This window comes from Allocoleopsis franciscana PCC 7113 (assembly GCF_000317515.1).
In the GTDB taxonomy this organism is placed as follows: Bacteria; Cyanobacteriota; Cyanobacteriia; order Cyanobacteriales; family Coleofasciculaceae; genus Allocoleopsis; species Allocoleopsis franciscana.
Genome location: NC_019738.1, coordinates 1,165,266 through 1,181,193, shown reverse-complemented (window position 1 = coordinate 1,181,193; position 15,928 = coordinate 1,165,266). Strand labels below are relative to the sequence as shown.

The following is a 15,928-nucleotide window of genomic DNA, read 5'->3' as shown; positions in this document are numbered from 1 at the left end:
CTATTTAATGTTTGCTAAAAGTAGGTATTCAGCTAGGTATTGAATTTTTGATGAAGTTAGATCGAAGCGGGTTAAAAGCCCATGTCTTTTCAGAGCGTTTGCTAGACAGTTGAAGGCTTTCTCATTCCAATCCGTAGAAACGAACAGGGTTATCCCAGAGAATTTTGTGTACCGTTTTCTGGGATAGCCGCTCCTCAAGTGCCACGGCTTTCTCCACAATGTCTAACGTGTGATCGATATGGGGGTAGTCAGTACCAAACAAGAGATTATCACAGCCGATAGACTGAATCACCCAATCCAGATAAGGTTCATTTGGCTCGATGGCGACAAAGCACTGGCGACGGAAGTACTCGGAAGGCTTCATCTTGACGTTGTCCTTCACCTCCCATTGCAAATTCTCGTACTCTTCATCCAGTCGCCACAACCAGTAGGGAAGCCAACCGCAACCTGACTCTAAAAATCCCACCCTAAGTTTAGGGTGGCGTTCTAATACGCCTCCTTCAATCAGGGCGAGCATTGCCATCATCTGTTCCATGGGATGAGAGCAGGCGTGGATGGCAAATTCGGTGTTAAATCGATCTGCACCAGTGGTTGGTACACGACTATGAGCAGAGGCATGAAGACCGACGGCTATCCCTAACTGTTCACACTTCGTCCAAAATGGCTCATAAGCCGGGTCACTCAGCAAGCGTCCCTTAATGGGGTTAGGTTGCACAAAGACGGCTTTCCAACCAAACCCTGCAATCCGCTCCAATTCTTGTACCATTTCTTCAGGAGCATGAAGATTCATAACTCCCACCGCTTTGAGAATTTGTGGGTCATAACTGCAAAAATCTCGTAACCAATTATTGTAGGCGCGAGTAAATGCCCCAGCTAGTTGCGGTGCCATAGCATCGTTGGCAAAAACCCATAACCCGGTATTGGGATACAGAAAACAGATATCAACTCCCATCTGCATCATGGCGCTAACATGAGTTTCTGGGTCAAAGCCATTGAGTACAGACATGGGATGACGCTGCATCATCTGTTGGGTGGCTGTGCTGCGAAACTGCGCGGAGATTTTGTGAATAATCTCTTCACCCTTAATTTTCATGTCCGGCGACGGTGCAAAGCTCTTAAATGCCGGCTCAAGGTACTTAGCCCAGATCTCAGGTGGCTCGGTGACATGGGAATCGACATCGACAATTTGATATCCGTTAAACATCAGTTTCTAAATTAGATATAGCAGTTCTCAGTTGCGTGAGATACATCAGAATAACCTAACCCCCACCCCTTCCCTGGTAGGGAAGGGGAGTAAGAATCAAAGCCTCTCTCCTACAAGGAGAGAGGTCAGAAGAGTGTACCTCATCAAATCGAGAAGGGCTATAATTTTGACTTTTGACTTTTGGCGATTGGAGTTAATAGGGTGTGTGAGCGACATCGTAATGTACCACTATCTATCGAACCATTGGTGGGTTACGGCTACGCCTAACCCACCCTACAAAACACTGATTACATCCACATGGGAAATAGATTGAGTTGATTTTCCTGGAGTGGTTCTTTTAACCAACCCAATTGCACAGGAACTTCATAAAGCCGTCCTGAACCTAAGCGTTTCCAAAAGTGACGCATTCCAGGAACAATGACCTTGACAACCTTCAGCCCAATATCCGGACGGGTCTGATCCAAAACCAACAGTTCCATGCCATGTTTTTCGGCAATTTGATTGCAAAGTAAGACATCTTCACGTAGGTCATCACTCCATAATTGGGGATAATCAGCAGACACTTTTGGAACAACGCTTTCATCGGGAACTAAGTAGGGCTGATTTTCCAGCGTCGCGGTTTTCCACCAGTCTAAGGCTAGGGGATCGGCGGATGGAGTGTATTGCGTACTTCCATCCGCATTCGCTGACAAAACCGAAGGCAGAATTTGGTTGATTTCAGTCAGTGATCTTTGAATAGCAAGCTGAGGGTCAAAATGAGCACCGTAGCCAAGGATAATATCTTCCACCTTTCGGTCAGTTCTCCTACTAATGGCGGCAAAAGCCGGGATATTCAAATCGCTGGTGATATCCAAAACCCAAAGTTCCCGATTCAGAGTTTGGTAATAGTCCTTTAGGGATTGAAAATACGGTTCATCAAAACTATCTAAATCGACCTTCGGTCTTTTGACCTGGTTGTACCACCACAAGGCTACGCAGTCTCGCTCCACTAACTCCATAAAGCCCTGCAAAATTGCCTCTTCGATCGTATTTCCAGCCGCGCAACCATTGGAGTCTGCCCAACAATCTATCTTTGGGGGTTTGGGATAGCCATAATAGCAGTAAGCGGTTGGCAAATACTTAAAGTCTTTATGAGTTAACGACCAAATCGGTGTCCAATCAATTTCTTGTTCTTGATCAAAGGGTTCTGGCACTTTTTGAAACCAGCCAAAACAGTTGGCATTCCATGAAGCCCGATTCTCGTACTGCGCTTGACTGAAATTCAGACAGGCATTGGGATGAATGGCTTTATCCCCTAATTTTTGGTAACTGCTTTTTTGTCTAAATTCGTCTCCTTGAAAGGTACCCGAATATCTCTCAATTGCTTCACAAAAAGCACTGGCTCTAGCTTGCTCGTTAGTCTTTCCTTTACCCGCACTTCTGCCCAAAATATTTCGTCGTAAGGTATCCACATCGTCGAACATCGTGGCGAAATGATGCTTAGCCACATAAGTATGAGTTAAGTCATTTGACCCCGTGAATACCTTAGATAGTTCTCGAACAACTCCCGTAATCGGGCTAAGATGATGTTGATATTTCCTCAGCGTTTCTTCGGGTGAAATAAAACGATGTCCCCCATCGGCGGTAAACGTTTTCTTTCGGTGTCCTAAAATAATGGGTAAGGGTTTCCTCTTCAAACCATTAGCAATTTCTCCACAACTCGGACACTGAGGACGTTTAACTAAACTGTGGTTTTGGCTTTCCAGAGTGAGAGTATCATGAGTCACCAGCACGCCTTCTAATCGTTGATTTTCTCCCTGTAAAATCCATTTAAAAACTTCAGTCGCTGCCATCCCCAAAGCAGTTTGCAATGTAGAAGGCAGGGAATCAATAGGGGGTGGGAAAAGAGTTGAAATATTGGCGTGTCTTTGGATAAACTCTTCAACCGGTCTGTTGTCTCGCAAGCGTTGAGCTAGGCACTGCCAACACCCAGTTTTTCCTGGCACAACTATCGGCCCGAGCCAAATAATTGTTCCCACAGGATTGACTAACATCCAAGGACGTGAAAAATGTAAGGCTTTTTCATTAACCGTCTCTAAGCCATCTTGCAGATAGTCATCCGTTAAGACAATTTCTAGGTCTCCTTCTTCAGCAACTTGGATATGCAGGGATTCAAGAGTTGTTTTAAATTCAGAATAAGGAAGATTAGAACCAAAGGTTTTTACTGCAACTTTCGTTGATTGCAACCGACGGAAGGCTTTTTGGGGTTCAATGTTTAAATGATCGCAGAAGATAGCTAAGTTAGAGGGTAGAGGAATATCGCTTTCAACAATGTAGCCCTTTTGTTCCATCAACATCAGAGTATAATAAACCTCTGGCGCAGATACCTTGTCTTTCAGTTGCTCAACAATTTCGTCAACGGTATGATTCCCATCTAACAAAGGGATTAACAATCGATAGAGACGACCACTTAGCCTCAGAGAACCTCTTTCGGATATGAGAAATATATCTTCTGAATTTATAATTTTATATTGAAAACAACGTTTTAACGTCGGCTTATTCAGCATGATTTTTGATAAATGATTGATTAGCTTGGATAAGCTTTTTAACCCATTTTAACTAAGTTCTTGCACCGTTCTCAATTAGCGGCTCTCACCCACCCAGAGTTAAAACTCTGGGCTAACAGCTCAAGTCCACTAAAGTGGACTAAATTTCTTCCGGAGTCGTCTTTAGACGACTTTAGCTATTAGCCAGGGGTTTAAACCCCTGGCTGATTATTGCGACTCTTCCCTTGCAATCTGCCCAAATGCCAACGTGATTGCACAAATGAAACACCCTATACTTAGCAGGAGCTATAGGGTATCCACGGGCTAAAACCCCAAGGAGTATAAGGTTCAGAGTTGACGTTGCTATTAACCCAACTTGTTAATTGTTCATCGGTCGGTGCATCGTCCACCTCAGTCGGTCGCTGAGGATAGGGTATATATATTTGCAAGTGGCCTTCTGCAACCATCGTTATAGTTCCGATTAAGTTCTGCTCAGGAGTTACCTCGATTACCTCAATGTTTTCAATATAGGTAGCTTCATCTTCAGAGAAAATTCCATGTTCAACCATAAAGTCTTTATCAAAACTGAACCGCTCTTCATTCAACCAAGATTGGGCAATCATTTGAGAGAGTTTTTTACTGGGGCTGAGCAGGTTGAAGGTCATAAATGGTAAAGTCCTTTAGATTTGAAACAAAGAGATTTGAAACCAGGGGAATTACAATCAATAGGCTTTGTGGAAATTAAAGCTTACTTCCCCTTCTAATCATCTTGAATATATCGTTTCCCACAGACGTAAAGCGCTTTGTAACGTTGGGTTCAAAGGAACCCAAGGAGGAGAGTTTTCAGGACTATCAATCCATTCTTGTAACTCTTGGTCTGTTACGGGTGGACGTTCTTGAGCATAAACGAAACACATCTCAAAGGTTGCTGCATTGATGTAACCACACCCTGACTCTTGTATTTGAATGTTAAAGAGTTCAGCTTCCTTCTCTGAGAGGATATGATTATCAACCAGAATTTGTTTATCAATCGTCAGCGCCTCTCCATTCAACCAAGACTGTGCAATCAGTTGGGAAAGTTTTTTCGTGGGACTGAGAACGTTGTAGGTGTAGGATTCTTGACTCATCGCTAATGCACTCCTTGCAATAGGAAGCTTTACAGGTTAATTCAAAATCTCAAGACAGCTCTGTATGGGTGACCTAATTTACCACCTTAGATACTAGAAAAGAAGCCGCACTTTTACTAGCGCGACTCCATACATATCATATTTAGTCTTCATCAAGGTAAAAGAAGACGTAAAGTTTTAATAACCGATGTGGCGCGATCGCTGATGCACAAAGCTAGGGGCACGACATGATCGTGCCCCTACATTAATGTTGTATTGATGATGAGATTACTTGTTCTTCGTTTGCGCTTTTGCCTGTTCCATCGCAATCTCTTTCAATGCCTGATAAGAGTTAATATTAGAAGCCCCTTCAATCGCCTTGACAGCCAAATCTTGAACTTGCTTCAGCGCCCCATCCAATTGTTTCGAGAGGTTATGAATCCGCGCTTCTTGATTTTGGATTGTCTGCTCTAAGGATTGAATTCTCAGTTCATAGTTGCGTTTTTGCCCTTCTAAATCCTTGCTCTGTAAATCTTCCTGTACAGATACCTGTTTCCTGGCAATTCCTTCACCTTCAGCTTTTGCCTTTTTAATCGCAGCTTCCTTATCTTTTTCAAAGGCTTCCACCTTCGTTTTCAACTCTTCAAACTTCTTCTCCCGTTCTGCGATCGCTTTTTCCCGTTCCTCCCATAACTTCTCTTGTGCTTGCTTCGTTTCTTCCAGTTCCTTGTACAAGCGTTTTTGGTTCTGCTCGTATTCGTCGTTATTTAAGCTACGTCGTAGTGCCAAATCATATTCATACTCTTGAACATCCCGTTGACGTATTTTGCTCTGCTGTTCGTTTCGTTCCTTAATGGAACGCTTATACTCGTCCTGTTCTTTTTCCCAAGTTTTTCTTAAGTCCTGAATTTCTTGCTCCAACGTTTCGCGCCGTTGCCCAATTTCTTCATCAAAGGCTTTCGAGTTATCTTCATAACTTTGGATTAAAGTATCTAAGGTATCGTCTTGAATTTCCTCTAGATTATGTAAATCTTTAAGTTGTTGGGTTTCTTCTGTAACAGAACGCCGCAATTCTTCCAGTTTTGCGGCTTCCGAAGTCAATTTTTCAGATAAATCACTAATGGCACTACCAAACCCCAATTGCAGCTTAACCAAGCTATCAATCGTAGAACCCATTTTGTCTTTAACGGTTTGCGTCTGGCTCATGATTGTTCCTTGGGGTTGAGACTGTTTATCAGTAGCAAGGGGGGGTTGATCTTTGGGTTCTTTTTGAAGCTGCTTGAGTTGTGTCTCTAAGGCTTTCTTCTCTTCTTGTAACTGGGAGTAACCCTCTAAGATTTCTGCTTTAGTATTTCTATCACTCAGTTTTTTTGCCATGCCAAAACCTCTGTTTGATTTACTGATTATGGGTTGAAGGCTTAAGGTTGAAATTGGAGGTTAAAATACCAGGATATTCAGTTAACCTCCAATCTGCTAACAACACTTTATTTGCTATGTTCTTTAGAACTAGAGTTAGAGGAACTTTCAAAGGCTTTCATGGCAAGGGATTGTGCCTGCTTCATTGTCTCTTGAAGCTGAGCAGAAAGATTTTCAATTTGTTCGACTTGTTTTTGAATGGTTTGCTCTAGAGACTGAATCTTAAAGTCATAACCTTGTTTTGTGGATTCCCACTCTTTTTTCACTAATTCAGCTTTCACCTTCGCATCTTGGTGAATGTCTTTAATTGCCTCTTCTCTCGCCTTCTTCACCGCCTCATCTATCTCCGTGGGGAAGGCTTCAACTTTCTGTTGATACTCTTCCAACAAGGGTTGACGCTCTGTGAGCAGTTTTTCGCGCTCAGTCCATTGCTTATCTTTCTCTTGATTAGTTTCTAACAATTCTCTTTCCTGAGCGCGTTTAAGTTCTTCATATTCATCCGTTTCAATTTTGCGTTTGCGCTCTAATTCGTATTCATAGTCAGCTTCTTTGCGCTGTCGTTCTTTAATTAAAAGTTCATTCTGCTCCTGCACCGAATTTTCAAACTCTTCCTGTTCTTTTTCCCAATTTTTACGCTTTTCAGCCATATCTTTTTCGATGGCTTCCTGCTGATTGGCTGCATTTTGCTCCAGGGTTTTGAGCTTTTCTTGATGTTCTTGGGTGAGCAGGTGTAGGGCATCGGCAACCACTCGAACTGAGTTCAGTTCTTGTAAATTCTGAGTTGCCACATTAATGGCACGATGCAATTCATCTAATTTGGAGACTTCTTGAGTTAATTTCTCCGAAAGTCCATTGACAATATTGCCAAACTCAAGTTGCAGATCAGCGAGACCTTTGACAATCCCATCAATCGTATAAGTTGAAGCAACCTGTAAAACTTGCTTATTCTTTTCCTTGTCTGCTTCTTCTTCTTTTGTGGCAATTCTTGAGTCAATTCTTTTGCGGTCAGTAAGGATTTGTTGAAAGGCTTTAGAAATCTGCTCTTTGCTATCTTTGGTTGCAACCACAATAGTTCTCCTTACACAATATTGAACTCTACAACGAGCCATAGAACGCTAACCGAAATCAGGCGTATTCTATTTCCTCAAGCTAATGCTTTTCAGAGAAAATTTTAACGCTAATTGCTGTGTTTAACTACACGAGTCTGTATCCGTTTTCCGGACGCTGACGGGTTTTTTCAAGCCATGATTTGAACAACTGTTAACTGGTGCATTTCCGACCACAGGGTATTCGGAATCACCTAAAATTGTCTGTTTATATAGAACAGATGTTCTAGTGTACTATACTCAAGCACCAGGGCGCTCGTCAAGAGCTTATTCTTGTGTATTTTTACTTATAGCGCTACGCAAATACATTAGGACAATTCCTGAAGGCAGCCTCTACACAATCTCTGACAGTCTCAAATATACCGATGTCCTAACTTTAATGCGTAGTGCTATAAGACTTGGGGAATCGACGCACCCTCACCAACTCCAAAGAGCGCATGTGACAGTTGAGGGTGCGGAATGGGGGTGGTTGTAGCCAAAGCTTATCGCTGGTATTTGCGGGGATTGCCTATAGATATGGCAATTCATAAAGTCAAGGTAGATTTAGAAGCCAGTGCTCGTGCCGTAGGTGTTCCTGTCGCAGAGTTTGGGAAAAAATCACCAGTCAAAACAGAGTCTAAAAAACTTATAGCCACAGATAAAGAAAAGCTTAAACCCTGCTCATTTGTGAAGGGCGAGTATGTTCGCATTCAGGTAGAGGGACATAGTAAGAATGGCATGATCGGCACGATATGTGAAAACCCATCTATCAATAGAAAGGATGAGGCGTGGCTGCTAAAAGTAGAAATTGAAGGGGTGCGATTTCCTATTTATTTGGAAGAGTCTGAGGTTGTTGCCGCCTTACCAAACAATTTTGAGAATTTATAAATTTAAGTTTATTACTACGACAAAAGATAGAGATTAGGCTAAAAAGCTTGGCCAATGCCCTCTAGGGGGATTGATTTTTTTTACAAAAACTTGTGTGATTAAATTTTGTATGTTAATAGGTAAAGGCGACTGCAATACTTATGAGGAAACAGCTACTAATTTTTTGGGCGAGCCTAACTTTTCTGGCTCCGGGCGTGCTGTTTGGCTGTTCCGAGAACGAAACACAGACTGAAACTCAGGCAGAAACTCCCGCAGGACAACAAACCGAGACTCAAGCTGCCGCAGGACAGGGGACACTCCAGCTTGTCGCCAATGGTGAAGACTTTGTGCGGCAGGGTTTCGTCACTAAAGATGGTTGGCGAATTGACTTTAACCATGTGTACGTCACTTTAGATGATATAACGGCTTATCAAACCGAACCCCCCTTTGACCCCGAAAAGTCGGGTGAGTTGAAGTCCACCCAAAAAGTGACTTTGTTAGAAGAACCGAAAACGGTAGATTTAGCCGAGGGGGAGGGAGATGCTCAGCCCATTACAGTGGCGACACAAAAAGCTCCGGCGGGAACCTACAATGCGATGTCCTGGCAACTGGTTAAGGCAACTCAGGGGCCAGCATCAGGTTCGACAATTCTCCTGGATGGCACTGCCAAAAAAGAGGGCCGCACAGTTGATTTTGTCATTAGCTTTGATAAACCCTTGGAATATACCTGCGGACAGTATGTAGGCGACCAACGCAAAGGTATCCTCACAAGTACAGAACAGGGAGAATTAGAGACAACCTTCCACTTTGACCATATCTTTGGGGATGCTGATACTCCAGCAAACGACTCCCTCAATCAAGATGCAGTCGGCTTTGAGCCAATGGCTGCCTTGGCGCAGAATGGAACTCTGAAAACCGATATGGCAACCTTGGAACAGAAACTCCCTAAACAAGATTATCAAAAGCTGCAAAAAGCGATCGCCGGTTTAGGCCACGTAGGTGAAGGACACTGCCGCCTTGAAGGGGCTGCCGCCCAGGCAAACGAACCCCATTCTCCTAGTAACTAAAGATTTTCTTCCTTTCTTTATTGTTCTCATCAATAGTAGGGTGGGCGATGCCCACCTCTCGTTACTGCTAAGAAAACCAAAACCAATAAAGGAAAAACCAGTCAACAAGAACGTACAGATGATCGTGAAGTTTAAATTTTTTCTTCTCCTATTGTTCCTTCCAGTTATCAGTTGGTCAGCCAAAGCATCTGCCCACGGTACGGAGATTCAATATCAGAAGGTTCAAGCCATTCAAATTGATGCTGCCTACGCGGGTGGTCAACCGATGGGTAATGCTCAGGTAACAGTGTACGCCCCCAATAACCCGTCTACTCCCTGGAAAACGGGAACCACTGACAAACAAGGGCAATTTACCTTTGTACCCGATGCATCCCAACCCGGAAACTGGGAAGTTAAAGTACGCCAAGCCGGTCACGGTAACATCATTACTATTCCCGTAGGTGAAAAGACAACAGCCTTAGCGGCTGGTACAGAGAAAGCTGCGGAAGGTAGCGATGGACTAAGTTGGTTCGACAGTGAAGATAGCGTGGGAGACACGCTGCTGGAAAAAGCACTATTAGCGGCGGCTGGCGCTTGGGGATTTTTCGGTACAGCACTGTTCTTTGCCCGCCGGAGAAGGGCCGCATAAGTCATGCACATCCCCGACGGTTTTATCTCCCCAAGTGTTGCCATTGCAGGTTATGCCCTTACAGGTGGTGTGACTTGGTATTGCTTGCACAAAATTAATAAAGAGAAACATCCTCAAGCGAAGATTCCCAAAGCGGCACTTCTCACCGTAGCTTTTTTTGTCGTCAACTTAATTAATATCCCCATACCCCCTTCAAGTCTTCATTTTGTCCTCAATGGACTGATGGGAGTTGTGTTGGGATATTACGCATTTCCAGCTATTTTAATCGCGCTGTTTTTCCAAGCGGTAATGTTTCAGCACGGGGGCATATCTACATTAGGGGTGAATGCGATTATTATGGGCTTTCCCGCACTGCTTGCCTACTACATCTTCAGATTGCGAAATCGAGTCAAGATGGATGATCAAAGGCGGACGAAAATCTTTGCCTTTATTGCCGGTGGGGGGGCTGTGATGCTTGCGGCGGCGATATTTTCCGTTGTCATTATTACCACTATTCCTGCTGATATTGATGCTCAAACGGAACGGAGGGCAATTTTTGCCAGTCTTGTTGCCTATACAATTCCGGCGATATTTGAGGGTATTTTCACGATGATGTTGGCATCTTTTCTAGATCGAGTCAAGCCGGAGCTTTTGGAGAGCCAATGAAGTTAAGACTCGATCAATACGCAGACATCGATTCACCCATCCATCGCTGGGAACAACGTTCTAAGTTGGTGGCACTCATTGCCTTAATTTTTGCCATTGCTTTTGTCGATAAATTGATTTTTCTTCCTGTGGTAATTGGGGTGACTGCAGTACTTTATGGTTTATCTAAACTGCCGCTTTCTTTTCTCCTGAGTCGCTTGCGTTATCCAGGCTTATTTATTTTGATGGTAGTGCTAATTGTGCTATTTGCTTCTTCTGGGGAGAGGGTACTATTTAAGCTTGGGCCGTTAGAGATAAATCAAGAAGGTGTTGAGGCGGTACTGTTAATTGCTACGCGCTTTCTTTGCATCCTGACGTTGAGTTTGATTTTGTTTGGTACTGCGCCTTTTTTGACCAGTATTAAGGCGATGCGATCGCTGCGCCTACCGGATGTGATTGTAGATATGATGCTGCTGGCTTATCGCTACCTCGAAGATTTTGGCGAAACGAGGATGAGAATGCAAAGGGCAATGCTGATGCGGGGGTTTGAGAGCGATCGCTTTAGCTTTCGTAATCTGAGCATTTGGTCTGGCTTAGCGGGTAGCTTACTCATCCGCAGTTATGACCGCTCTGAGCGAGTTTATCAGGCAATGCGGTTACGGGGCTACGGTCACAACAAAAATAGCATTGATCGTAATCCTAAAGAGTTCGCTGCCGATATTAGTGAAGCCAATAAAACCAGCCGAATTGCCTTCTGGCTGACCCTGTTTGTTGCCACCGGTTTGGTAGCAGCAGAAATTTTCTTTTAGGCTTGTGAATTTTGAATAGCTTTGGGATTGGTAATGACACAGTTGACTCAAGAATTCGAGCGGGAGAAAACAAGGGAAGCTGCACTTGCAATTTCAAATTTGACGTTTGGGTATCCTAAACAAGAGGAGATTTTTCAAGGTCTGAATTTGCAAATTCGACCAGGAGAACGGGTGGGTTTAATTGGCCCGAACGGGAGTGGAAAGACAACTCTATTTTTGTTAATTTGCGGAATTTTAACACCAGGATCTGGGGAAATTCAGTTATTTGGTAAGCCGGTGGAAATGGGAGAATTTCGCCCTGAGATTGGTTTAGTGTTTCAGAATCCGGATGACCAATTGTTTACAACGTCTGTGCGCGACGATGTTGCTTTTGGCCCGGAAAATATGAACCTTGATGCTGAGGAGGTGGAAAACCGCGTCCGCACAGCTTTATCGGTGACTGGGGTAGAAGAACTAATTGATCGCGTTCCTCAAAATCTTTCTGGAGGTGAGAAGTGCATGGTGGCGATCGCATCTGTCCTAGCCATGCAACCTCAGATCATACTGTATGATGAGCCAACGGCTAACCTCGATATGCGTGCGCGTCGTCGCCTCATTCAGTTTTTGCAAAACTCCCAGGAAACCTATCTGGTTTCAACCCATGACTTAGAAGTGATATTAGAAGTATGCGATCGCGTTCTCCTCCTTGACGAAGGACACATCGTTGCTGACGGTAACCCACGTGAAGTCATGGGGGATAAGCAACTCATGGAGGCCCATGGTTTGGAGAAACCTCACTCACTGATGCCGCATCAAGAGTAGTGATCAATGCCATCAAGAGAGCTTGGTCTTATCTGAGCGGTAGTTCGATGGGAAACTTGGAACCTTGCCCAATTATACTGGTAACGCTAATTTGACTAAGTTGCTTTGCGATCGCAAGCCCAATTTTCTCAAACTGCCAAAATTCGTAGTGTGATATCATGTCCGGCTAAACAGTTATCATTTCCTTCGACCTTACCTCTTTCCTTCTGCCCTCTGCCTTGTTGCCACCAGAGTGTAAGTATTCAACCGGACATGATATGACACTTCAGGATGCGGAATGTGGGTTTTAAGTTTTGGGGGTGTTTTGTTAGTTTATTTTTAACTAACCACAGAGGCACGGAGTGAGAAAGAGAGAGGTTTATTTTTTTGTGTCTACAGGAGTTGGTAGACAAAGTCTAGTGAGCAGGATGAGGATTTCATATTAATTTTTCATAGGTTGTGGTATTAATGATTTCAAAGGTATGAGTTTGCGGAACGAAACGAACTGTATCCACTTTAGCCCCACCGTCAAAGTCTTCTACCTTAAATTCAATTCGATATTCGGGAATAGGTTGAGGGGAACATAAAGCTGCTCTGATTTCTTCTTCGTGCATACTAAACCGGAAACAGACAGGAATCAATAAGTTATTTTGGAATCTGAAATCTTTATACCCATAAACAACAGTAGCATCTGACCCTAAAGGTGCAAATCGAGTTGAATCGGTATAGATATCATGAGAATGGGCATGTCTTTCCAGAATATTAAGCCCAGCTTTTAAGGTTAATAAATAGAGTAATCCTGATAATTGACACAACCCACCGCCCACTTCAGCTTTCAGTTGGTTAGCAACAAGCGATCGCCCCTCTCGATAACCTCTTGCTCGGTCAGGTTTTCCCACCAGATGCCAAAAGGAGAAAATTTCACCCGGCTTAATCGCTACATCTTGAATCTTTGCGATCGCTAGATTCAAATTATGTTTTTTATTCTCTGAATGCTGGGTTTGCTTGATGGCTTGAGAAATAGTAATTCTGGGTTGGAATAAGTTTTTCTCTTCCTCATTGCTCAGATGAAAATTCACCAACTTATCTTGGTGATTATTTAGCCAATCTAAATGATATCTTTGGAATAACTTTAATTGTAGTTTTAATCCAGATGGAATTAATTTTTTCATGCCAATTATTAACTTAAATAAATAATTAAAGGGTTGACTTTAAATCCCAATTTATCTTCATTTCCGTTTCTAGAAGATAAATAATTGGGGTAGATTTGGAGGATAGGAACTTGGATTCTAGCTCAGAGCTTGATGAGTTTAACAAAGTAGTAAGAGGACAGTGATTTCAGAAAGCTGTGGCTTAAAAATTTATCTATCGGTAGCAAAAGAGGACGAGTTGGGTGAGGGAACCGATGAATGGGAAGAAAATTAACGCCAACTAATTCTTCTAGCTGCCATTTTTCGGTACAGAGTTGATGAATATCGTTCTGGGAAAAAGAAGTCGCTCCATGCCAATCTTCCGCTTTGTAGGAGATAAGCTTCCGACGGAAAGCAGAGGGAATATCGAAGATTAAAATTCCATTGGGACGGAGTATTCGATAACATTCATCCACAATAGCCTTAATTTTAGTTTGGCTTAAGTGCATGAAAAGATGCAGGGAAAAAACAGCATCATACTGACTTGCCTCAATGGGAATATGGGAAGCTGAGGCTTGTATGAATTCTTTATCTGGATGTTTAGTTCTGGCAACTTCAATCATCCTGGGACTTAAATCAAGTCCTGCTGTAGCCAAAGAGAGAAATCTCCCCGTCCCACAAGCTAAATCGAGTATAGATTGTGTTTGGGCGTTACCCAGCCAACGGCTTAAAATTTCTCGCTCCTGACAGTCGATATAACGACCATAGCTATTGTCAAAACGGGAGTTATCATATTCTGAAGCAAGGTCTTCATAATAGAGCCTCAGAACTTCATCTTCGCGATCGAGATGATTAGGTTGCTTGAACATAAGCTAACGTTTGAGCAGACTTTAACGTTCAGTTAGTTGGCATGAATGATTACAGTCAGAGTGCGAAAAGCCAATGAAGACTGAAATCAATTCTTTTATCAACTTCAACGTCGGCAACCTCGAATCCGGGAGGCTAAGCTGTTACGCATGTAATTTGCTTGTTGAGGTGGCAGGGGAGCAGGGCCGGAGCTCATACGAGGACAGGGGAGAGGATTTGAACTCTTTTATCCTGTGTTTAGAATGTGCAAGTTAAATGCGCTTTAGCTTAAACATCTCAGCAACTATAGTTTGGACAGGCAAGATGCCCATCCCCCCCAGAAATCCACTACTTATTAAGCGCAAGTTAAATGTGCAACAGCTTATTTGACGATGAACTCAGTTTTCATGCCAGCTTGGAAGTGTCCGGGTAGGTTGCACACTAGTAGGTAGCGCCCTGGTGTGAGATTGAGCTGGAGAGTCTGTGTTGCTCCACTAGTGAGCTTACTTTCGCTAATTTCACCCAAGTTCTTGAGTCCTTTCGCGTCTTCATCCAAACTGCCTCCCTTGAGTGGGAGTTTTTTATCGGTTAAGTCGTTCTTCAGCACTACAAATTCGTGTGGCTTTTTGCCTTCGTTTTTCACTACAAATTCAACCAGTCCGGCTGGAGCTGTTGCTGACGAGAGCTGAAATACCATTTCCTTTGCCGTGACGTTAATCTTCGTTCCCTTAGGGGTTTCCTGGGATTTTGCAGGGCTGCTGATTGCACTTGGAGCAGCCTGGGTTGTTTCTTGATTCAAGGAACTGGATTGAGCTGTCTTGTTATTTGAACAGGCCGTAAGTGAGGATAGGACGACGCAAAGAGTTAGGCTGTTGAGAATAATGTCTGTTTTCATTTACACGTTTTGCACTCAATTGTTCGCAAATCTATAGGCTGGAAATGAAATTGTTGTGACTAGGGCATGAACTTCTTGTGACTTTTTCTATTAGTCATGTTCTGCCTCAATTTGGCTAGGCATGAGCGGTACAGGCAACAAACGTGATCGCATGTTTGTGCTGCTCTAGCATCCTGCTCAAGGGGCACGAACAGATTACAATGAGTTGGCTTAATGCGATAGACTGCTTGTCGCTACCCTAACGCCGAATCTCCGTATAGCAGACATGACACTCTGCTGGAAGCCTATGTTCCGCTTCTCTTTATTACATCTGGTCGTTCCAAAGATGTAAGAATATCTCCCATTTTTCACTATTTCACTTCTGCCTATGAGCAATATTCAGCCCAAAATCCAACACCGAATTTATGAGATTTTAGAATCTTCTAATCCTCATGATTTCCTCAGTAATCTCGATGATTGGGGTGTAACTTTATTGGTCATATTAGATGTTAGTGTTTTTATCTTATAAACTTCAAAAACTACTGCTTTTGAGTTTAATATTTTTTGATTAATATTGAAGTACTATCCGTTCTCTGCTTTACAATATTAAACTTTATTTGACTAAATACTTGTACTATTGGGTAGCTGGTTGGTCAGTTGGGTCATTTTATCCCTGCTGTGGCAGCACCGAAACATCAAAGCCCGCACGATTTTCTTCTGGCTCTTTGCCTTTTTCATCGCAGCTACGGTGATGAGTTGGCATGTTGGCATCCCCTGTTTCCCTATATGCCATTGATGCCATCCAAATCAACTCTCCGGCCTATGCTTTGGATTATTTACCTTTGGCTTCGCGACTTTAGGGATGAATTAGCTCCCTCTTTTTCCGATTTCAACGCCTAAGAATAATTAAGCTGTTGAGAATATTTGACAGTTATATACTGAGGAATTATTCTTCTAAATCAGATAA

17 protein-coding genes are annotated in these 15,928 nt (G+C 43.2%); 7 read left to right on the top strand and 10 right to left on the bottom strand.

The features are described 5' to 3' along the window. Positions 1 to 121: 121 nt before the first annotated feature. From MIC7113_RS04985 to MIC7113_RS04960, 6 genes are all read right to left on the bottom strand, one after another. Positions 122 to 1,204, bottom strand: a complete 1,083-nt coding sequence (locus MIC7113_RS04985) for an amidohydrolase family protein (protein WP_015181083.1) — start codon at positions 1,202 to 1,204, stop codon at positions 122 to 124. Positions 1,205 to 1,491: 287 nt separating this feature from the next. Further along, positions 1,492 to 3,750: a TOMM precursor leader peptide-binding protein gene (locus tag MIC7113_RS04980; protein WP_015181082.1), complete on the bottom strand. Its 2,259-nt coding sequence runs from the start codon at positions 3,748 to 3,750 to the stop codon at positions 1,492 to 1,494. Positions 3,751 to 4,025: 275 nt separating this feature from the next. Beyond that, positions 4,026 to 4,394 (bottom strand): hypothetical protein, encoded by a 369-nt coding sequence (locus tag MIC7113_RS04975; RefSeq protein ID WP_015181081.1) that lies wholly within the window; start codon positions 4,392 to 4,394, stop codon positions 4,026 to 4,028. 99 nt (positions 4,395 to 4,493) lie between these two features. Next, positions 4,494 to 4,856, bottom strand: coding sequence for a hypothetical protein (locus tag MIC7113_RS04970; RefSeq protein ID WP_015181080.1), 363 nt, complete (start codon positions 4,854 to 4,856; stop codon positions 4,494 to 4,496). A 267-nt stretch (positions 4,857 to 5,123) separates the two neighbouring features. Beyond that, positions 5,124 to 6,212: a hypothetical protein gene (locus MIC7113_RS04965; RefSeq protein WP_015181079.1), complete on the bottom strand. Its 1,089-nt coding sequence runs from the start codon at positions 6,210 to 6,212 to the stop codon at positions 5,124 to 5,126. Positions 6,213 to 6,319: 107 nt separating this feature from the next. Next, complete coding sequence (locus MIC7113_RS04960) at positions 6,320 to 7,318, bottom strand: hypothetical protein (RefSeq protein WP_015181078.1); 999 nt, start codon at positions 7,316 to 7,318, stop codon at positions 6,320 to 6,322. A 504-nt stretch (positions 7,319 to 7,822) separates the two neighbouring features. Here MIC7113_RS04960 and MIC7113_RS04955 point away from each other — a divergent pair. The 6 genes from MIC7113_RS04955 (at position 7,823) to MIC7113_RS04930 (ending at position 12,132) form a co-directional block, all read left to right on the top strand. After that, complete coding sequence (locus MIC7113_RS04955) at positions 7,823 to 8,224, top strand: hypothetical protein (protein ID WP_216596366.1); 402 nt, start codon at positions 7,823 to 7,825, stop codon at positions 8,222 to 8,224. 140 nt (positions 8,225 to 8,364) lie between these two features. Further along, positions 8,365 to 9,270 (top strand): DUF4382 domain-containing protein, encoded by a 906-nt coding sequence (locus tag MIC7113_RS04950; protein ID WP_015181077.1) that lies wholly within the window; start codon positions 8,365 to 8,367, stop codon positions 9,268 to 9,270. Between the two features lie 118 nt (positions 9,271 to 9,388). Next, positions 9,389 to 9,898 carry a carboxypeptidase-like regulatory domain-containing protein gene (locus tag MIC7113_RS04945; protein WP_015181076.1) on the top strand — a complete coding sequence of 170 codons (510 nt, stop codon included), beginning with the start codon at positions 9,389 to 9,391 and terminating at the stop codon, positions 9,896 to 9,898. Positions 9,899 to 9,901: 3 nt separating this feature from the next. After that, positions 9,902 to 10,543, top strand: a complete 642-nt coding sequence (gene cbiM, locus MIC7113_RS04940) for a cobalt transporter CbiM (RefSeq protein ID WP_015181075.1) — start codon at positions 9,902 to 9,904, stop codon at positions 10,541 to 10,543. Next, positions 10,540 to 11,331 (top strand): cobalt ECF transporter T component CbiQ, encoded by a 792-nt coding sequence (cbiQ, locus tag MIC7113_RS04935; protein ID WP_015181074.1) that lies wholly within the window; start codon positions 10,540 to 10,542, stop codon positions 11,329 to 11,331. The genes cbiM and cbiQ overlap by 4 nt, the downstream gene beginning before the upstream one ends. 33 nt (positions 11,332 to 11,364) lie before the next feature. Continuing rightward, positions 11,365 to 12,132, top strand: a complete 768-nt coding sequence (locus MIC7113_RS04930; RefSeq protein WP_015181073.1) for an energy-coupling factor ABC transporter ATP-binding protein — start codon at positions 11,365 to 11,367, stop codon at positions 12,130 to 12,132. 416 nt (positions 12,133 to 12,548) lie between these two features. Here the strand turns inward: MIC7113_RS04930 and MIC7113_RS04925 are convergent, their stop codons facing one another. The 3 genes from MIC7113_RS04925 to MIC7113_RS04915 form a co-directional block, all read right to left on the bottom strand. Then, positions 12,549 to 13,283 (bottom strand): VanW family protein, encoded by a 735-nt coding sequence (locus tag MIC7113_RS04925; RefSeq protein WP_015181072.1) that lies wholly within the window; start codon positions 13,281 to 13,283, stop codon positions 12,549 to 12,551. Between the two features lie 122 nt (positions 13,284 to 13,405). Then, positions 13,406 to 14,110, bottom strand: a complete 705-nt coding sequence (locus tag MIC7113_RS04920; RefSeq protein ID WP_015181071.1) for a class I SAM-dependent methyltransferase — start codon at positions 14,108 to 14,110, stop codon at positions 13,406 to 13,408. 359 nt (positions 14,111 to 14,469) lie between these two features. After that, the gene (locus MIC7113_RS04915; protein WP_015181070.1) at positions 14,470 to 14,982 is read right to left on the bottom strand and encodes a cupredoxin domain-containing protein; all 513 of its coding nucleotides are present in this window, start codon (positions 14,980 to 14,982) and stop codon (positions 14,470 to 14,472) included. A gap of 367 nt (positions 14,983 to 15,349) precedes the next feature. Between MIC7113_RS04915 and MIC7113_RS35945 the strand changes: the two genes are divergently transcribed. Continuing rightward, entirely contained in the window at positions 15,350 to 15,490 is a 141-nt protein-coding gene (locus MIC7113_RS35945) for a hypothetical protein (protein WP_015181069.1), read from the top strand. Positions 15,491 to 15,628: 138 nt separating this feature from the next. On the opposite strand, the gene MIC7113_RS38540 is transcribed toward MIC7113_RS35945, so the two are convergent. Beyond that, the gene (locus tag MIC7113_RS38540; protein WP_256374792.1) at positions 15,629 to 15,754 is read right to left on the bottom strand and encodes a hypothetical protein; all 126 of its coding nucleotides are present in this window, start codon (positions 15,752 to 15,754) and stop codon (positions 15,629 to 15,631) included. Positions 15,755 to 15,928: the final 174 nt, after the last annotated feature.